The 16,168-nt window shown below is 48.8% G+C and carries 20 protein-coding genes; all 20 read left to right on the top strand.

The window, feature by feature from the left end:
* The first annotated feature begins 560 nt into the window (after window positions 1-560).
* The 20 genes from flgB to fliP all read left to right on the top strand — a co-directional run bounded on the left by flgB (window position 561) and on the right by fliP (window position 16,163).
* Entirely contained in the window at window positions 561-971 is a 411-nt protein-coding gene (gene flgB / locus RSX24_RS02040; RefSeq protein WP_339277453.1) for a flagellar basal body rod protein FlgB, read from the top strand.
* 5 nt (window positions 972-976) lie between these two features.
* Window positions 977-1,429 carry a flagellar basal body rod protein FlgC gene (gene flgC / locus RSX24_RS02035; protein WP_343259531.1) on the top strand — a complete coding sequence of 151 codons (453 nt, stop codon included), beginning with the start codon at window positions 977-979 and terminating at the stop codon, window positions 1,427-1,429.
* 61 nt (window positions 1,430-1,490) lie between these two features.
* Window positions 1,491-1,802 carry a flagellar hook-basal body complex protein FliE gene (gene fliE, locus RSX24_RS02030; protein WP_236417075.1) on the top strand — a complete coding sequence of 104 codons (312 nt, stop codon included), beginning with the start codon at window positions 1,491-1,493 and terminating at the stop codon, window positions 1,800-1,802.
* A 145-nt stretch (window positions 1,803-1,947) separates the two neighbouring features.
* Window positions 1,948-3,534: a flagellar basal-body MS-ring/collar protein FliF gene (gene fliF, locus RSX24_RS02025; protein WP_236417076.1), complete on the top strand. Its 1,587-nt coding sequence runs from the start codon at window positions 1,948-1,950 to the stop codon at window positions 3,532-3,534.
* 11 nt (window positions 3,535-3,545) lie between these two features.
* A complete protein-coding gene (gene fliG, locus RSX24_RS02020; protein WP_236417078.1) occupies window positions 3,546-4,562 on the top strand; it encodes a flagellar motor switch protein FliG in 1,017 nt (338 codons plus the stop codon).
* Window positions 4,555-5,391, top strand: coding sequence for a FliH/SctL family protein (locus RSX24_RS02015; protein WP_236417079.1), 837 nt, complete (start codon window positions 4,555-4,557; stop codon window positions 5,389-5,391). Before fliG ends, RSX24_RS02015 begins: the two co-directional genes overlap by 8 nt.
* Window positions 5,392-6,711, top strand: a complete 1,320-nt coding sequence (fliI, locus tag RSX24_RS02010; RefSeq protein ID WP_236417080.1) for a flagellar protein export ATPase FliI — start codon at window positions 5,392-5,394, stop codon at window positions 6,709-6,711.
* Window positions 6,712-6,722: 11 nt separating this feature from the next.
* Window positions 6,723-7,175, top strand: a complete 453-nt coding sequence (gene fliJ / locus RSX24_RS02005; protein WP_236417081.1) for a flagellar export protein FliJ — start codon at window positions 6,723-6,725, stop codon at window positions 7,173-7,175.
* 47 nt (window positions 7,176-7,222) lie between these two features.
* Window positions 7,223-8,161, top strand: a complete 939-nt coding sequence (locus tag RSX24_RS02000; protein WP_236417082.1) for a MotE family protein — start codon at window positions 7,223-7,225, stop codon at window positions 8,159-8,161.
* A gap of 39 nt (window positions 8,162-8,200) precedes the next feature.
* Window positions 8,201-9,583: a flagellar hook-length control protein FliK gene (locus tag RSX24_RS01995; protein ID WP_343259530.1), complete on the top strand. Its 1,383-nt coding sequence runs from the start codon at window positions 8,201-8,203 to the stop codon at window positions 9,581-9,583.
* Between the two features lie 19 nt (window positions 9,584-9,602).
* A complete protein-coding gene (locus RSX24_RS01990) occupies window positions 9,603-10,166 on the top strand; it encodes a flagellar hook capping FlgD N-terminal domain-containing protein (RefSeq protein ID WP_343259529.1) in 564 nt (187 codons plus the stop codon).
* A complete protein-coding gene (locus tag RSX24_RS01985) occupies window positions 10,163-10,546 on the top strand; it encodes a TIGR02530 family flagellar biosynthesis protein (protein ID WP_339277460.1) in 384 nt (127 codons plus the stop codon). The genes RSX24_RS01990 and RSX24_RS01985 overlap by 4 nt, the downstream gene beginning before the upstream one ends.
* 81 nt (window positions 10,547-10,627) lie before the next feature.
* A complete protein-coding gene (flgG, locus tag RSX24_RS01980) occupies window positions 10,628-11,443 on the top strand; it encodes a flagellar basal body rod protein FlgG (RefSeq protein ID WP_339277462.1) in 816 nt (271 codons plus the stop codon).
* A 68-nt stretch (window positions 11,444-11,511) separates the two neighbouring features.
* Window positions 11,512-11,733: a flagellar FlbD family protein gene (locus RSX24_RS01975; protein WP_236417088.1), complete on the top strand. Its 222-nt coding sequence runs from the start codon at window positions 11,512-11,514 to the stop codon at window positions 11,731-11,733.
* Window positions 11,733-12,185, top strand: a complete 453-nt coding sequence (locus tag RSX24_RS01970) for a flagellar basal body-associated FliL family protein (RefSeq protein WP_343259528.1) — start codon at window positions 11,733-11,735, stop codon at window positions 12,183-12,185. The genes RSX24_RS01975 and RSX24_RS01970 overlap by 1 nt, the downstream gene beginning before the upstream one ends.
* 45 nt (window positions 12,186-12,230) lie before the next feature.
* A complete protein-coding gene (gene fliM / locus RSX24_RS01965; RefSeq protein WP_236417091.1) occupies window positions 12,231-13,229 on the top strand; it encodes a flagellar motor switch protein FliM in 999 nt (332 codons plus the stop codon).
* The gene (gene fliY, locus RSX24_RS01960) at window positions 13,219-14,475 is read left to right on the top strand and encodes a flagellar motor switch phosphatase FliY (RefSeq protein ID WP_236417092.1); all 1,257 of its coding nucleotides are present in this window, start codon (window positions 13,219-13,221) and stop codon (window positions 14,473-14,475) included. Before fliM ends, fliY begins: the two co-directional genes overlap by 11 nt.
* A gap of 28 nt (window positions 14,476-14,503) precedes the next feature.
* A complete protein-coding gene (locus RSX24_RS01955) occupies window positions 14,504-14,866 on the top strand; it encodes a response regulator (protein ID WP_236417093.1) in 363 nt (120 codons plus the stop codon).
* Window positions 14,867-14,874: 8 nt separating this feature from the next.
* Window positions 14,875-15,411 carry a flagellar biosynthetic protein FliO gene (locus tag RSX24_RS01950; RefSeq protein ID WP_236417413.1) on the top strand — a complete coding sequence of 179 codons (537 nt, stop codon included), beginning with the start codon at window positions 14,875-14,877 and terminating at the stop codon, window positions 15,409-15,411.
* A complete protein-coding gene (gene fliP, locus RSX24_RS01945) occupies window positions 15,408-16,163 on the top strand; it encodes a flagellar type III secretion system pore protein FliP (protein WP_236417094.1) in 756 nt (251 codons plus the stop codon). The genes RSX24_RS01950 and fliP overlap by 4 nt, the downstream gene beginning before the upstream one ends.
* Window positions 16,164-16,168: the final 5 nt, after the last annotated feature.

Raw genomic sequence — 16,168 nt, 5'->3', positions numbered from 1 at the left:
ACGGTGCACGGTTTTGTTAACTCTAAATGTTAAGAAATTGTTAGTCTCCCAAGTTCAGAAATGAAGGGTTGTCTTCTGGAGGGGGTGTCAATTATGAATTACAACGATACATCGGTTTTATTGCATCCTGGTTTGGAAAGCCTATTGTTACGCCAAATTTTTCATGTTTAACCATGGGAAAATTCGCCGGATAACTCTTTGCTCAATTCGGATCGCTTAAAAATATAGATGAAATCGTGAAGCGAACTTTGAATTGTAAGAGACTAGATGTTAAGTAGATTTAAACAATGTTTTCTTTTGGGTCCCATCGTTTACGAAAAAAATCATAATTTGCTGAAAATACTCAAAAAGCTCTGTCTTTAAGAAAAGATAGGGCTTTTTTCTTATTGTAATAAATGCCAATCTCTAAGAAACTTATGTTATACGACAACATCAGAGTTAATTCTACTTAAGTCCTAGATCGACGGATAAAAACGAACCTGTTTTTGTCGAAAACAAGGATAACTTGAAGAAAAAGGGTTGTAACTTTTTCCATAATTTTAAAAGAGAGGAGGGATATTATGAATCTTTTGAATGATATTAGTTTTAAAAGGTTGCAAGGTGCACTTGATGCGTCGAATATGCGGCAAAATGCCATTGCCAACAACATCGCGAATGCTGACACCCCGTATTTCAAGCGTTCTGACGTTTCTTTTGAAGAAATGCTGCAACAGCAAATGAACGATGGGGATATCAAGGTTTTGAAAGGGAAAGTGACAGATCCAAGGCATTTTGTCATAGGTCCTTCCTCTTCCGTTCCCGCGCCAGTAGTCGAAATGGACCAGAGTACCTCCATGAACAATAACCAGAACAATGTCGATATTGATCGTGAGATGAGTCTTCTGGCGGAGAACCAACTGAGATATAACGCCTACATTCAGCAGGTAAATGAACAGATCAAGATGATGCGAGTCGGAATTGAAGGGAGATAATTCTAGTGAACGTTAGCAACAGCTTTAGTATTAGTTCGTCTGCTCTAACCGCGCAGCGTTTGCGGATGGATGTGATCTCGTCCAACATTGCGAATGCCGAAACGACCCGTGCCAGCGTGTCCAACGGAGAAGCGGTCCCATACAAAAGGAAAATGGTTGTCCTGGAACCGAACAAATCTTCTTTCAGCAGCCTTCTTCAAAGTCAGATGCAAGGAGGGGCTACCGGGAAAGGAGTCAGGGTTTCGGAAATTCGCGAAGATCAGTCACCGCTTAAACCGGTGTACGATCCGACACATCCGGATGCTAACGCCGAAGGTTATGTCATGATGCCAAATGTCGACATCGCCAAAGAAATGGTGGATATGATCTCGGCCTCACGCTCATATGAGGCAAATGTTACAGCACTGAATTCCAACAAAGCGATGTTCACGAAAGCTCTGGAAATCGGAAGAGCCTGATTGAATGTGAATCGGTAGCACCAAGTGAGACAAACGAAAGAGCTGACGGGAGGGACACTTAATGATTCAAAATAACATGTTCAGTATACAAGGGGCTCAACCTTTGCAGTTGCAGAGCACGACAGTGGAACGGCCATCCACACCAGCCGAAACGATTCAAAACTTCGGTACATATCTACAAGAGGCTCTTGGCTCCGTAGCGGCCCAAGAGACCGAGTCACACGAAATGACCAACCAGTTTTTGGTTGGCAAAGCAAATATCGATCAGGTCATGATCACGTCTGAACAGGCGCTGCTTAGCTTGCAGTTGACGACCCAGATTCGAAACAAAGTGATCGAAGCATATCAGGAAATTATGCGTACTCAACTGTAATAGCACGCCTGCAATGATGTCGGCGCTGGACCTAACAACTAGCAGACGCGGTACTGATCCTGCCAACATTCTTCCTGCTTTCAAACGAGCGAGCGACGGAGATGGCTTCGGGACAGATTAGCAAAGTTTCGGATGGGGTGACAGAGTGAACGAGAGAATGGCCCGGTACAAGGACAAAACGGTCCAGTATTGGAATAGTTTCAGTAAAAAACAAAAGATATTGCTAGTATCCACTTTTGCATTTTTGATCTTGGCTGCGGTTGTCGTGACGATGCAATTGTCCAAGACGGAATATGAGGTGGCCTTCAAGGATCTGAACGCAAGCGATTCCGCAGGAGTCATCAATTATCTGAATTCGGCGAACATTCCTTACAAATTAAGTGCGGATGGCAAATCGATTTCGGTTCCAAGCACCGACGTGGCCTTGACAAAAGTCAATGTGGGTTCGCAAGGCATCATTCAAAACGGTTCTTTGGGATATAAGGCATTCGAGGAATCCTCGTCGCCGATCGGAATGACCGACAAAGAGTTCGATGTCAAATACAACAACGCGATTAACGGGGAAGTAGAACAGCTTCTTCAACGGATGCAAGGCATTCAAGAGGCGAAGGCTCTGATTAATATGCCGAAAGATAATATTTTTGCAGGCCTTGAAGAGCAGGATAAAGCATCTGCTTCCATTGCATTGACGTTCCAGCCTGGATATCATCCTAACCAGGCGGCTGTAGACGGGTATTTCAATCTCGTGAAAACAGCGGTTCCCAATCTGCCGATTGAGAACATTACCATTACGAATGCCGACGAAGCTGAACTGATTCCGACTGCACGAGGAGGCAGCGGCGGATTATCCTCCGAAGTTCAGGAAAATATGGCGTTGCAGAAAAAGTTCGAAAACGATGTGCGCAACAATGTGAAACAATTCCTGTCCCAAATCGTGGGCGAAGACAAGGTTAACGTATTGGTGGCGTCCAAACTTAACTTTGATAAAGAAACACGCAAGGAAAACCTGGTAACACCGGTAGATACCGAAAATATGCAAGGGATCGCCATCAGCGTACAGGAGATCCAGAAGAGTTATTCAGGTGCAAGCAATCCAACCGGCGGTGTAGCAGGTACCGGTCAAGAGGAAATTCCCGGATACCCGTCTGCCGACGGCGGCTCGGGGAACTCGACTTCCGAAGAGTCCTCAAGCACCAGAAATTACGATGTGAACCGGATTGTGAAAGATATCGTTTCAAGTCCTTATACTGTAAAAGATTTAACCATTAACGTCGCGGTTGAACCACCGGCAGGCCAAACAGAATTGCAGCAACCTGTCCAGGATGCGATCGAGAACATTCTGGTAAATATCGTCCGTGCTTCCTTGGCTGATTCCGATGTTCAATTAACAGACGCGGATTTGACTAAAAAAGTTTCAGTGATTTCCCAAGGATTCCAAACGACAACTGCGGAAAGCACCGGTTTCCAACTTTCTTCATGGATGTTATGGGCAGCAGGCGGGTTAGTGGCAGCGCTGATCGCTGCAGTGGTGATCCTGCTTGTGCGTCGCCGTCGCAGACAAGAAGAAGACGAAGAAGAGGAGCTTCCTCTCCCTGTAGCAACAGAGTTTCCGTCCATTACGCTGGACAGTGTGACGAACGAAAGTCAAGTGCGCAAACAATTGGAGAGTTTGGCAAAGAAAAAGCCAGACGAATTCGTCAATCTGCTGCGTACGTGGCTGGCTGACGAATAGAGGTGAATGCATTGGCAAAAGCGAGCGGTCAAGGATTGACCGGAAGACAGAAAGCAGCAATTTTATTGATTACGCTGGGACCGGAAGTTTCGGCCCAAATCTTCAAACATCTCAGAGATGAAGAGATCGAACAGCTGACATTGGAGATTGCCAATGTTCGCAAAGTGGATTCTGCGGAAAAAGAAATGATCTTGGCGGAATTCCACCAAATTTGTTTGGCCCAGGAATACATCTCTCAAGGCGGTATTACCTATGCCAGAGAGATTTTGGAGAAAGCGCTCGGCTCTCAAAAAGCGCTTGAAGTTATTAATCGCCTGACGGCCACGCTGCAGGTCAGACCATTTGACTTTGCGCGCAAGGCAGATCCGAACCAGATTTTGAACTTTATCCAGAACGAAAATGCACAGACCATCGCTCTCGTTCTTTCTTATCTTCAATTTGAACAAGCGGCTGCCATCCTTTCATCTTTGCCGCAAGAGAAGCAGGCGGATGTAGCCCGAAGAATCGCGGTCATGGACAGCACGTCTCCGGAAGTCATTGCGCAGGTGGAGAGAGTCTTGGAGCAGAAGCTTTCATCAACAGTAACACAAGATTATACGAACGCAGGTGGTATCGAATCCATCGTGCAAATCCTCAACGGGGTCGACCGGGGGACGGAACGCACCATTCTGGATTCCTTGGAAATTCAGGATCCGGAGCTTGCCGAAGAAATCAAAAAACGGATGTTCGTGTTCGAGGATATCGTCAATGTGGACGATCGTTCGATTCAGCGCATTATCCGCGATATCGACAACGCCGACTTGCAGTTGGCATTGAAAGTGGCCAGCGAAGAAGTTCGCGATGTTATTTTCCGAAATATGTCGAAGCGTATGGCCGAAACGTTCAAAGAAGAAATGGAATTTATGGGTCCTGTGCGTCTGCGTGACGTTGAAGAAGCCCAAACGCGCATCGTAGGAACTATCCGCAAACTGGAGGATGCAGGTGAGATCATTATCGCCCGTGGCGGAGGAGATGACATCATTGTCTAATTTGATTAAATCTTTTCAGTATGTGCCTGCTCAGGATCACAAGCGTCTGGAAAACCACCATTATTACGGAGAAGCGGAAACAGCTTCGGATGGTGATGATGATTCGACACATGCCGCATCGTTGCAAGCACGTGTTGATGAGGAATCCAAACGCCTGACGGAAGAGATGCTGAAGGATGCCAAGGAGTTTGCGGAAAAGCAGGTGCGTGAAGCTTCAGAGCAGACGGAGCAAATGCTTCAGGAGGCGAAGGAACAGATCGAGGCCTGGTGGCAGGAGCAACGTCAGCAGGATGAGCATTTAATTGAAGCCATGCGTTCACAAGGCTTTCAGCAAGGCTATGAAGAGGGCAGGGTACAGGCTGAGCATGAGCTCCAGGTGAAAATCGAAGAGATGATGAAGGAAGCCCAGCAAGTTCTCCGAGAGGCATATGTAGCAAAAGAGCAAATCATTCAGGAAGCAGAGCCTTTCCTCGTTGAACTTGCTTGCGGAATAGCGGAAAAAGTGATCGACAAACAGCTGACGCTTGATCCGGAGCATATGCTCGAGCTCATTCGACAGAATTTGTCGCGAAAACGGGAGCAGGGCATCATTACGTTGTGTGTAGCCCCTGAACAATTTGCATTTGTCCAGGCTGCGCGGGAAGAACTCGCGCTGTCGATTGATTCGCAGGCGGAATTGCAAATCCTGCCCGATGCGACCGTGAAGGACAAAGGTTGTGTCATCCGGTCGTCCTTCGGGAGTGTGGATGCCCGAATCGACACACAGCTTTCCGAAATCAAAAAAGAATTGGTCCGCATCGCACTTGAGGATGAGGAGTCGAAAAGTTAAATGAAGATTTTAAGCTCGCAGCGATATATGGAACATTTGCGACAATTCGATCCCGTTCGAGTGAATGGCAAAGTGACTCAGGTCATTGGTCTCATGGTGGAATCGGAGGGGCCGGATGCAAGCATCGGCGATGTATGCTACATCTACCCTGGCAAATCGGCCAAACCGCTTCAAGCGGAGGTTGTAGGTTTTCGTGACAATAAGGTGCTGTTAATGCCGCTTGGGGAACTTCAATCCATAGGTCCTGGCTGCGATGTGGTCGGGACAGGCAAGCCGCTTGGCGTACAGGTCGGTTCCGAACTGCTCGGAAAAGTGCTTGACGGCCTGGGCAAGCCGCTCGATGGTTCGCTTTTGCCGTCAAGAATGCCAACCTACTCGACCTCCAATGCACCGGTTAATCCAATGGATCGCCCAAGGGTACTTGAGACGATGAGTGTCGGCGTGAGAGCCATCGATGGACTTCTTACGGTAGGCAAAGGCCAACGGGTTGGCATTTTCGCAGGTTCCGGTGTCGGGAAAAGTACGCTGATGGGCATGATTGCCCGCAATACGGCGGCGGATGTCAACGTCATCGCGCTTGTCGGGGAGCGGGGACGCGAAGTTCGTGACTTTATCGAACGCGATCTGGGGCCGGAAGGACTGGAGCGTTCGGTCGTCATCGTCGCGACCTCGGATCAGCCGGCCTTGATTCGAATCAAGGGAGCGGTGATCGCTACGACCATTGCAGAATATTTCAGGGACAGAGGCATGAATGTCATGTTAATGATGGATTCTGTAACGCGATATGCGATGGCGCAACGGGAAGTGGGACTTGCTGTCGGCGAACCGCCGGCCATGAGGGGATACACTCCTTCGGTGTTTGCCAGCCTTCCCAAGCTTTTGGAGCGCGCAGGGACAGGGCCGACCGGTTCCATCACGGCATTTTATACGGTGCTTGTCGATGGGGATGACATGAATGAACCTATAGCCGACGCCGTCAGGGGGATTCTTGACGGGCACATCGTGCTGAACCGTGCCATCGCCAACAAAGGCCACTTTCCGGCGATCGACGTTTTGGCCAGCATCAGTCGTGTCATGAAGGATATCGCACCAGAGGAACAACTGGACGCCGTAAACAACATGAAACGGTTGATGGCCGTGTACAAAGAATCCGAAGACTTGATCAATATCGGTGCCTATCAGAAAGGTTCCAATGCAGCTATCGACGAGTCGATCGAACAGATCGAGAACATATGGAATTTTACGAAGCAAAAAGTGGACGAAAAAGTGACGCTAAGTGAAGTGCAGGAACGTTTGATTTCTGAATTTGCAAGGAGATGAAAAGGTAAACGATGAAATTTCGATATCATTTCCAAAAGGTTGTCGACCTGAAAAGCAATGAAAAGACACAAGCGGAGTGGATGTTATCCACAGCCATCGGCAAACTTCAGACCGAGGAAGAGCATCTGTTGCAGCTGTTGAACGACAAACAGGAAGCCATTGAAGGGATTCAATCCGCAACGGCTGCTAAAGCTTCCGTGTCCAGTCTGCAGGAAATGCAGCGCTACATCCATCATCTCGATGAATGCATTTCCAGGAAAAGCGATGACGTGAAGCATGCTCAGGTTCATGTACAGCGGAATCAAACGTTTTTGAACGGTAAAATGGTGGACGAAAAAGTATGGCTCGAAGCGAGAGGGAAAGCCAAACTCAAGTTTCAGCAGGAGATGCTCCTCCGGGAACAGAACGATCTGGACGAGATGGCTACTGTGCGGTTCGCTGCGAAAGCCGGACGTGCGATTTGATACCGGTTCGCAAAAGCGGAGTTGTCTCGTGAAGGAGGAAATAGAAAATGGCTGTTAAAGACGAAGAGTTGGAAAAGGAGTCCGGCAGCGGTTGGGAAAAGTTTCTCATGATTTCCATCCCGATTGTGTTCACGGTGGTGCTGCTCGGGGTGCTCTTGACCCTGTTCAATGTAGATGTTCGAAATAATCTGCTTGAGCTGGCCAACAAGGTTCCTGTCGTAAAAGATTGGGTTCCCGATCCCAAGCTGGATCCTGAAAAAGAAAAGCTTGAAAATAGCGAGAAGCAAGTGGAGAGCGCAGAAGCAACCATTGAGAAATTGAAGTCCGAGGTAGCCCAGAAAGAGACAGAGCTTCAAGCAGCCAAGGAAGCGACGGCAACCGAAACGCAAAAAGCCAGTGAGCTGCAAAAGAAACTCGATGAGGCGAGCAAGGCTGCCGAAGAAGCTGCCAAGTCTGCACCGGAAGAGGAGTCCGACTATCAGAAGCAAATCAAAAGTTTGGCGAAAATGTATGCGGCCATGAGTCCGAGCAAAGCTGCTCCGATTTTGCAAAACATGACGAACGAAGAAATGGTGCTTATGTTAAGTTCCATGCAGTCCAGCGCCCAAACGAAAATTTTGGAGAAAATGGATCCGAAAACGGCTGCCGATGTCACCATGATGATGAAAGACGCCAAACCTTCGGGTGATCTGGCCCTTGACGCATTGCAATCGAGGCTCAAAAAAGAGCAATCGGCATCCCAGACGACGACGGCAACGACATCCAAAAACCTGGACAAAAGCCAGTTGAGCCAAACCTTCTCCACCATGTCTGCTTCAAACGCAGCAACGCTTCTCTTGGAGACGTATAAACTGAGCCCTGACAAAACGTTGACGATTCTGAACTCGGTGGATGATGCCACCCGTTCCCGACTGCTGGAGAGCATGTCCAGCGCAGATTCGGCAGAAACAGCCAAAATTCTGAATCGTTTGATGGGCAACAAATAGAAAGGACCATCTCTCACGGAGAAGGGGGGTGAAAAAGAAATGTCGATGGTATATCAGATGACCTCCACGGCTCCATCGGGCAAAACAGCAGGAGCTTCTAAATCATCCGGAACATCTGCACCTGATGGTGTGACTGGAACGTTTGACCAAACGCTGACACAGTCCATGAACGGAGGCGTAGCAAACGCCAGCACATCCGAATCACCGGAATCGTTGTCTTCCAATCCGCTTGTATTTTCCTTTGCTTCATTGGAAGAAGGAGAACAAACATCATTGATGGAACTGCTAAGCTCGTTGTTTGACGATTTGGATTCGCTTGACGAAACTCTCGAGAACGATCCGACGCTCGCCGCGGAATTGCAATCCATCATCCAGCAGCTGTACGTTCTTTTGAATGGTGCTGAGACCGGGGAAACGGCGGATGAAAACGAAACGGTTCCGACGGAAGCGGCTGCGAGCAGCCCGCTTGCGATCCATCTGGAAGAACATCCGGCGGCGGCGCGGTTTGTGCTGCAGGATGTGCTTACGCAAATGGCGGCCAAGTTTACGGAGCCGGATGGCGCTGTTGTCAAAAACACGACCGAACTTAAACATTTGCTCCAAACCTTGCAGGATCGGCTGGATCAAGCAGGAGTTCCTTTGAACAGCAACAAAGGTTGGACCGAGCTGAAATCCATGGTGGATGCTTTTGCAGTAGTTAATGACCAGACAGAGGGAGCTCAATCCAATGCCGGGCAGCTCAAATCCAACGTTTCGGGACCGCAAAGCAATACGCTGACTTTGCAGTCTGCCATGGCGGATAATGCCAGTGAGGCGGGTGGTTCAATCGAATCGGGTGAAAGCCAGCTGGATGGGGCCGATCAGAATCGCATCATTACGGCAGGAGAACTGTCCCTTAGATCGTCCGGAACGCTGGCAGCAAAGCCGGCAGAGCCGGTAATGCAGGCTTCACAATTCAGCAAGGAAATGACGCAATTTGTCATTAACAAACTGGATATCGTACATCAAAAGGGATTCTCGGAAGCGACGATCTCTCTTAGACCAGAGCATTTGGGCAAGCTGGATGTGCAGATTTCGATTCAAAATGGCCAACTCGTCGCCCGCTTCATGACAGAACACGCCATGGCCAAAGACATGATCGAGCAGCAGATGTCGCAGCTTCGGACTTCGCTGGTTGCACAAGGCATACAGGTAGAACGGATAGAGGTAACTCAAAACAGTTCGGTGGGGTCGCAAATGTATCAGGATGGCGGACGTCAGCCTGGGGGCAACTCCCGCGAACAACGGCGCTCGCGTGAACGTGAGGAACAGACCGACGATTCGATAACCGTTGCGAATTTGCAGGAAGAGCTGCGTAACTGGCGCAGCGAGCATGCAGAAGAGAGCGATCTTCCACGCGATTCGTTTACAGCCAAGGCTTAATCAGGAATGAGGTGAAAGAATGGCTAACGAAATTTTTTCAACCAATGCCACCTGGCCCAACTATTCGGCTGCCAATAAAGCGACTACTAGTGCAGCAACCAAAGAGTTGGGTAAGGATCAATTTCTAAAAATCTTGATTACCCAGCTTCAAAACCAGGATCCGATGCAGCCCATGGAGGATAAGGAGTTCATTGCCCAAATGGCGCAGTTTAGTTCTGTGGAGCAGCTGGTCAATATCTCCTCCAAATTGGAGGCGTTGGGCAAATCCCTGGGCACTGTGTCCAGCATGATCGGCAAGGAAATCAGTTGGATTTCTTCCGGGAATACCAAAAATGACGATCTGAGCTGGAAAGCCGATAAGGACAAGGATGACAACGGAACGTTGCGCCAGGGCATTGTGGATTCCATCATCGTCAGAGATGGGGTTCAATATGCTAAAGTAGGCAACGACGAGATTAAATTGGATGAAATCATCCAGGTGTCAAACCCGAAAGAAGAAGAGGCAGAACCAGATAAAACGGATCCGGATAATAAGCAAGATGCTTCGTCCGAAGAACCTGCATCCGGTGGGAATGCGTCATGACGGATCGGATGACGGTTGGTCAACTCTATGCAGGAGCCTTGACACCAAACTTGCTGCACCGAACGAAGCAGGGGGAGCATGCAGGTCCATCCGAACGGCCTTTTGCGGAGCTGCTTGATGAACATCTGCTCAAATTAAGCAACCACGCTGCGAAAAGGCTTGAACAGCGAGGCATTGAGCTTGGAAGCGAGCAGATGGAGCAGATTGGTTCTGCGCTGGATAAGGCTGCTGCCAAAGGTGCTAAAGAGTCTCTTATATTAATGCAGGATATGGCGTTTATCGTTAATGTTCAAAATCGCACTGTTGTTACAGCCTTGGATAGCAAAAGCATGAAAGACAATGTGTTCACCCAGATCGACAGTGCTGTAATTATTTCTTAACCGGCTGGCCCATTCTCGGGAGCCGAAATGCCGCTGACCGACTGATGCGGCACCAAATAGAGGCTGGGAGGTTTTATTAACATGTTGAAATCGATGTACTCGGGCGTTTCCGGGATGCGGGGCTTTCAAACCAAACTTGACGTCATTGGTAACAATATCGCAAACGTGAACACGGTAGGTTTTAAAGGAAGCCGTGTCATGTTCAAAGACATCATGAGTCAAACGACTGCCGGGGTAACCGCGCCAACCGACGACAACGCCGGGGTTAACGCGAAACAAATCGGTCTGGGCGTTTCGATCGGCTCGATTGACACGCTTCACCTGGCAGGAAGTCCGCAAACGACGAACAATCCTACGGATTTGCGAATTAACGGGGATGGATTCTTTTTGGTATCCATGGGCGGAGACCAAGAGGTGCCCTTTTTAACTCGTGCGGGCGATTTTCATGTTGACGCAGCCCGGAATCTGGTTACTTCGGATGGGTTGTATGTGTTGGACAGTGGAGGTCAGCCCATTACGATCGGGGATGACGTGGTGTCTTTTACCATTGCCCAAAACGGCACGATTAACACAACGATGGCTGACGGCACGGTTGAAGGCGAAATTCAAATCGGCATAGGCAAGGTGATTAACCCTGAGGGGTTAGAGAAAATCGGTGGGAACCTGTATCGGATAACGGCAAATGCCAATCCGGAAGGGGCCATCGAAAATCTGACAGCAAACGATCCGGAGAACGGTACGGGAGCCATTATTGCCGGCCAGCTTGAGATGTCCAACGTTGAATTGACGAGCGAATTCACGGAAATGATCGTTGCCCAACGTGGTTTCCAGGCGAATTCGCGGATCATTACGACTTCTGACGAAATCCTTCAGGAAGTTGTTAACTTGAAACGATAATTACGGGATGGCTAATTTGTAGGGTGTGGGGGAGTTGCCTCCTCCACCTCTGATCAAGGGGGCTTGGCATGATTTCGGTTACGCGGTTAAACGGTTCTCCCATGTGGCTGAATGCACTGATGGTTGAGATTGTGGAAGAGACGCCGGATACGTATATTACGTTGGTTACTGGAAAAAGGCTGATCGTGCTCGAGAAGGCGGAAGAGGTCGTTTCCAAAATTAAGGAATATAACCGTGAAATCGGAGTCCAGGCAGCCACCATCAAAGTGCAGCAAACGGAGGAGTCCTGATGAAAAAAGTATTGCCTTGGATCGCTGTCGCACTGCTTGCGATCACATTGATTGTCGTTGTGGCCTTCGTATTTTTGCAAGGACAAAACGATCCGAAGAAAGAAACAAGCGCGGCGGTTGAGAAAAAGTTGACTGCCGACGAGATTGTGGAAGTGTCTTCAGAGATTACCGGAATCAAAACCAATTTGGCGGGCAACAACACCATCGTTTCGGTGAACGTTGTCTTCGAATTGAAAGATGCCAAAGCAAAAGAAGATTTCGAGAAAATCAAAGACCTTGTCGTCAAACCGATCATCATTCAGGCTTTTGCAGATACGCAGCCGGAAGAGCTTGATGGAGCAGAGCGCCGTTCCGAATTCAACAAAAAGCTGACCAAACTCATCAACGAAGCTTTGCCTGAACCGAATTTGACCAAAGCAACTTTCAATGATTTTACAGTGGCATCACTGTAATGAATATGATCAGAACTTGCTGTAAGCCTGTAAGGGGGTGAGAACATGGTGGATGTATTATCACAGAATGAGATTGACGCCCTATTAGCTGCCCTATCTTCTGGAGAGATGGACGCAGAGGAACTAAAAAAGGAAGAAACTCAGAAGAAAGTTAGATCTTATGACTTCAAACGGGCGGTGCGTTTTTCCAAAGACCATATTCGAAGCCTGACTCGTATTCATGAAAATTTTGCACGCTTTCTCACCACTTATTTTTCAGCCCAATTGCGGACGTTCGTTCAGATTAATGTCGTTCAGGTTGAGCAGCTGCCTTATGATGAGTTTATTCGCTCCATACCCAAGATGACGATTTTGAACATTTTTGAAGCAGAGCCTTTGCAGGGACGCATGGTGCTCGAGGTTCATCCTAACGTAGGCTATGCCATGCTGGATCGGTTGTTGGGTGGTCCGGGAACTGCGCCGGTCAAAATATCTTCCATGACTGAAATCGAAACGACCATATTGGAACGGATTTTCAGCCGTGCGTTTGAAAGTTTGCAGGAAGCATGGAAAACGGTGCTCGATATTACACCGCGGTTGGAAGCCATGGAAACCAATCCGCAATTCATGCAGATTGTGTCGCCGAATGAAACCATCGCGCTGATTTCGCTTAGCACCAAAATCGGTGACACCACGGGTATGATCAATTTGTGTATTCCGCATGTCGTTCTGGAGCCCATTATGTCACGTCTTTCGACTCATCAATGGTTTGTTTCCGAGAGGAAAACGAGAGCTCCTGAAGAGTACGAGGCGCTCAAGGAACGCGTAAACAAGGCGAAACTGCCGTTGGTCGCTGAACTGGGAGAATCGCGGATTTCAGTCTCCGAGTTTCTGGGTTTGTCCGTTGGCGACGTAATTACGTTAAACAAGCCGGTTGATCAGGGTTTATCCATTAAAGTGGGGGATCGCTTGAAATATTACGGCAGTCCTGGAACGATAAAAGACCGCGTGGCTGTACAGATCGACGAAATTGTCACCGAAGGAGTTGAAGAGTTTGACGAGTAAGGATTATTTGTCGCAGGAAGAGATTGATGCATTGCTCCGGCAGTCCGAATCCATGAACAGCTCGGAGCCGCTGCCAAAGACCGTGGATGACTTTTTGACTGACCTGGAGCAGGATGCTCTGGGCGAGATCGGAAACATTACATTCGGCAGCGCGGCAACCGCGTTATCCACATTGCTTGGACTTAAAGTAGATATCACGACACCAAAGGTGTCGATCATCAGCCGTTCCCAGTTCGAAACGGCGTTTCCCAAACCGCATGTGGCAGTACACGTCAACTATGTGGATGGATTTGAAGGAATTAATTCGCTGGTCATCAAAAAGCGGGACGCCCAGGTGATTGCAGACCTGATGCTTGGTGGCGAAGGAAATCCGGCGGATGAAGAATTGAACGAGATTCATATCAGCGCCGTACAGGAAGCGATGAACCAGATGATGGGCTCATCGGCGACTTCCATGTCAACGATCTTTAATCGGTTCGTTAACATTTCGCCGCCAGGCATTGATATCCTCAACATGGAAAGCGGCGAAGGTGTAAACAGCTTGCCTGATGATGAGACGCTGATCCAAGTGTCCTTCAGATTGATGATCGGGGATCTGATCGATTCGACGTTGATGCAGCTGCTGCCTGTGCATTTTGCAAAGAGCATGGTCGAAATGCTGATCGGTGGCGCACAGGAGTCCACCGCAGGAGCACCTGTGCAATCGGACCCGCTGCCGGCATCCGCCCCAGCACCGGCTGCCCAGGAACCAGCCGCCCCGGCACCGCAGCCTGCGACACCGCCGCAGATGCCGCCACAGCAGCCAATGCCGGACTATGGTTACGGACAAGCTCCCATGGGGATGCCGCCGCAACAACCATATCCAATGCAGCCGCAGCAACCTTACGGAACGCCGCAGCACTATGGCGGCATGCCGAACCGGAATGTGAACGTGCAGCCCGTGCAATTCGCCAATTTGCAGAATGGCGCATACGGACAGGTTGACGAAAATAATTTGAATTTATTGATGGACATTCCCCTTAAAGTCACCGTAGAATTAGGAAGGACCCAGAAGCAAATTAAGGATATATTGGAACTGTCGCAAGGTTCGATTATCGAGCTGGACAAGCTTGCCGGCGAACCTGTCGATATTTTGGTGAATAACAAGCTGATCGCCAAGGGGGAAGTTGTCGTCATTGATGAGAACTTTGGCGTTCGGGTTACGGATATCGTAAGCCAATGGGACCGGATTCAGAAATTACAATAAGCACAATTTAGGGAGGACTTGAATCAAGATGGCAAACCGAATTTTAGTCGTGGACGACGCTGCATTTATGAGAATGATGATCCGGGACATTTTGTCCAAAAACGGATACGAGGTCGTTGGCGAGGCTCAGGATGGAGCACAGGCAATCGAGAAGTTCAAGGAGCTTCGTCCGGATCTGATCACGATGGATATCACTATGCCTGAGATGGATGGAATCGCGGCTTTGAAGGAAATCAAAAAAATCGATGCCAACGCTAAAGTCATTATGTGCTCCGCGATGGGACAACAGGCCATGGTTATCGATGCCATTCAAGCGGGAGCTAAAGATTTCATCGTCAAGCCGTTCCAGTCTGACCGGGTTATCGAAGCGATCAGCAAGACGCTGGGTTAGGATACATGATGAATTCACAGGACGGGAGTATGGGAGCTGGCGCTGGTCTCAATTATTATATGCAGCTTGTATGGGTAATTGTGGTCCTAGCCGTCATCCTGGTCCTAATCGTTTATTTGCTCCGCTTTTTGAACAAGCGGAATCAGCAGTGGTTTCGAAAAGGCACGGTTCGCATTTTGGGTGGAATCGGTCTGGGATCTCAGAAATCGCTGCAGATTGTAGAAATTGGCGGTCGTGTTTATTTGCTTGGTGTGGGAAATGACATACAGCTGCTGGACAAAATCTCGGATGCCGAAGAAGCGCAAGAAATCATCGACGCTTTTGAGCGGGAAGCCGTGGCACAGCGCGGCAACCTGTCGCCTCTCATCACCAAGCTGGCATCCCGCTTGCGCAAGGAAGAACCTCCGCGAGAGATAGAGCTTGAGGATACGGCGTCATTCCATGAACTGTTTGAATCCAAGCTTCGGCAGATGCCCAATCGCAAAGACAAGATGGAGAAGCTTCTGGAAAAAGACATTACTACAGATCGGTCGAGGGATTCATGAAGAAGAAGATTTGGATAGCATGCAGCCTGATGGCTCTGATCAGCCTTGCATCCGTGACGATCGCTTTTGCGGAGCCGATTCCGAATATCGATATTCAAATCGGCGGAGGAGATGGTTCTGCGCCAGGAACGAGCTCGCTTTCCCTGATCCTGCTGATTACGGTATTGAGTATTGCACCTGCCATATTGGTATTGATGACCAGCTTCACGCGGATTGTGATCGTTCTCGGTTTTGTGCGGACGTCCCTCGGGACGCAGCAGATGCCGCCGAACCAGGTGCTTGTGGGTCTTGCGCTTTTCATGACGTTATTCATCATGTCGCCGACGCTGTCCTCCATTAATCAGGTTGCGCTCCAACCATACCTGAAGGGAGATCTTACACAGACCGAAGCGCTTGAGAAAGCTGCAGACCCCATCAAAAAGTTTATGTTTACCCACACTAGGGAAAAAGACCTATTGCTTTTCATGAAATACAATCAAGCCGAGAAACCTGAGACCTATCAGGATATTCCGATTACCGTAATGGTACCGGCATATGCAATCAGTGAGCTGAAAACAGCATTCCAGATGGGGTTCATGATATTCATTCCATTTTTGGTCATAGACATCGTCATTTCAAGTACGCTTATGGCAATGGGGATGATGATGCTTCCGCCGGTTATGATTTCGCTACCGTTTAAAATACTGTTATTCGTTCTCGTGGACGGATGGTATCTGGTTGTGAAATCACTATTGCTGAGCTTCAACACTTGAGCCGG

The sequence above is a fragment of the Paenibacillus hubeiensis genome (assembly GCF_032334105.1).
GTDB lineage: Bacteria > Bacillota > Bacilli > Paenibacillales > Paenibacillaceae > Paenibacillus > Paenibacillus hubeiensis.
The sequence above is the reverse complement of the archived record's forward strand: the minus strand, read 5'-3'. Positions and strand labels throughout refer to the sequence as shown.

Bases quoted from the DNA above. Each gene is read 5' to 3' on its own strand.
- flgB (WP_339277453.1), top strand. From the start codon at position 561: ATGAATCTTTTGAATGATATTAGTTTTAAAAGGTTGCAAGGTGCACTT.
- fliE (WP_236417075.1), top strand. From the start codon at position 1,491: ATGATTCAAAATAACATGTTCAGTATACAAGGGGCTCAACCTTTGCAG.
- fliI (WP_236417080.1), top strand. From the start codon at position 5,392: ATGAAGATTTTAAGCTCGCAGCGATATATGGAACATTTGCGACAATTC.
- fliJ (WP_236417081.1), top strand. From the start codon at position 6,723: ATGAAATTTCGATATCATTTCCAAAAGGTTGTCGACCTGAAAAGCAAT.
- RSX24_RS02000 (WP_236417082.1), top strand. From the start codon at position 7,223: ATGGCTGTTAAAGACGAAGAGTTGGAAAAGGAGTCCGGCAGCGGTTGG.
- RSX24_RS01995 (WP_343259530.1), top strand. From the start codon at position 8,201: ATGTCGATGGTATATCAGATGACCTCCACGGCTCCATCGGGCAAAACA.
- RSX24_RS01990 (WP_343259529.1), top strand. From the start codon at position 9,603: ATGGCTAACGAAATTTTTTCAACCAATGCCACCTGGCCCAACTATTCG.
- RSX24_RS01985 (WP_339277460.1), top strand. From the start codon at position 10,163: ATGACGGATCGGATGACGGTTGGTCAACTCTATGCAGGAGCCTTGACA.
- flgG (WP_339277462.1), top strand. From the start codon at position 10,628: ATGTTGAAATCGATGTACTCGGGCGTTTCCGGGATGCGGGGCTTTCAA.
- RSX24_RS01975 (WP_236417088.1), top strand. From the start codon at position 11,512: ATGATTTCGGTTACGCGGTTAAACGGTTCTCCCATGTGGCTGAATGCA.
- RSX24_RS01970 (WP_343259528.1), top strand. From the start codon at position 11,733: ATGAAAAAAGTATTGCCTTGGATCGCTGTCGCACTGCTTGCGATCACA.
- fliM (WP_236417091.1), top strand. From the start codon at position 12,231: ATGGTGGATGTATTATCACAGAATGAGATTGACGCCCTATTAGCTGCC.
- RSX24_RS01955 (WP_236417093.1), top strand. From the start codon at position 14,504: ATGGCAAACCGAATTTTAGTCGTGGACGACGCTGCATTTATGAGAATG.
- RSX24_RS01950 (WP_236417413.1), top strand. From the start codon at position 14,875: ATGAATTCACAGGACGGGAGTATGGGAGCTGGCGCTGGTCTCAATTAT.
- fliP (WP_236417094.1), top strand. From the start codon at position 15,408: ATGAAGAAGAAGATTTGGATAGCATGCAGCCTGATGGCTCTGATCAGC.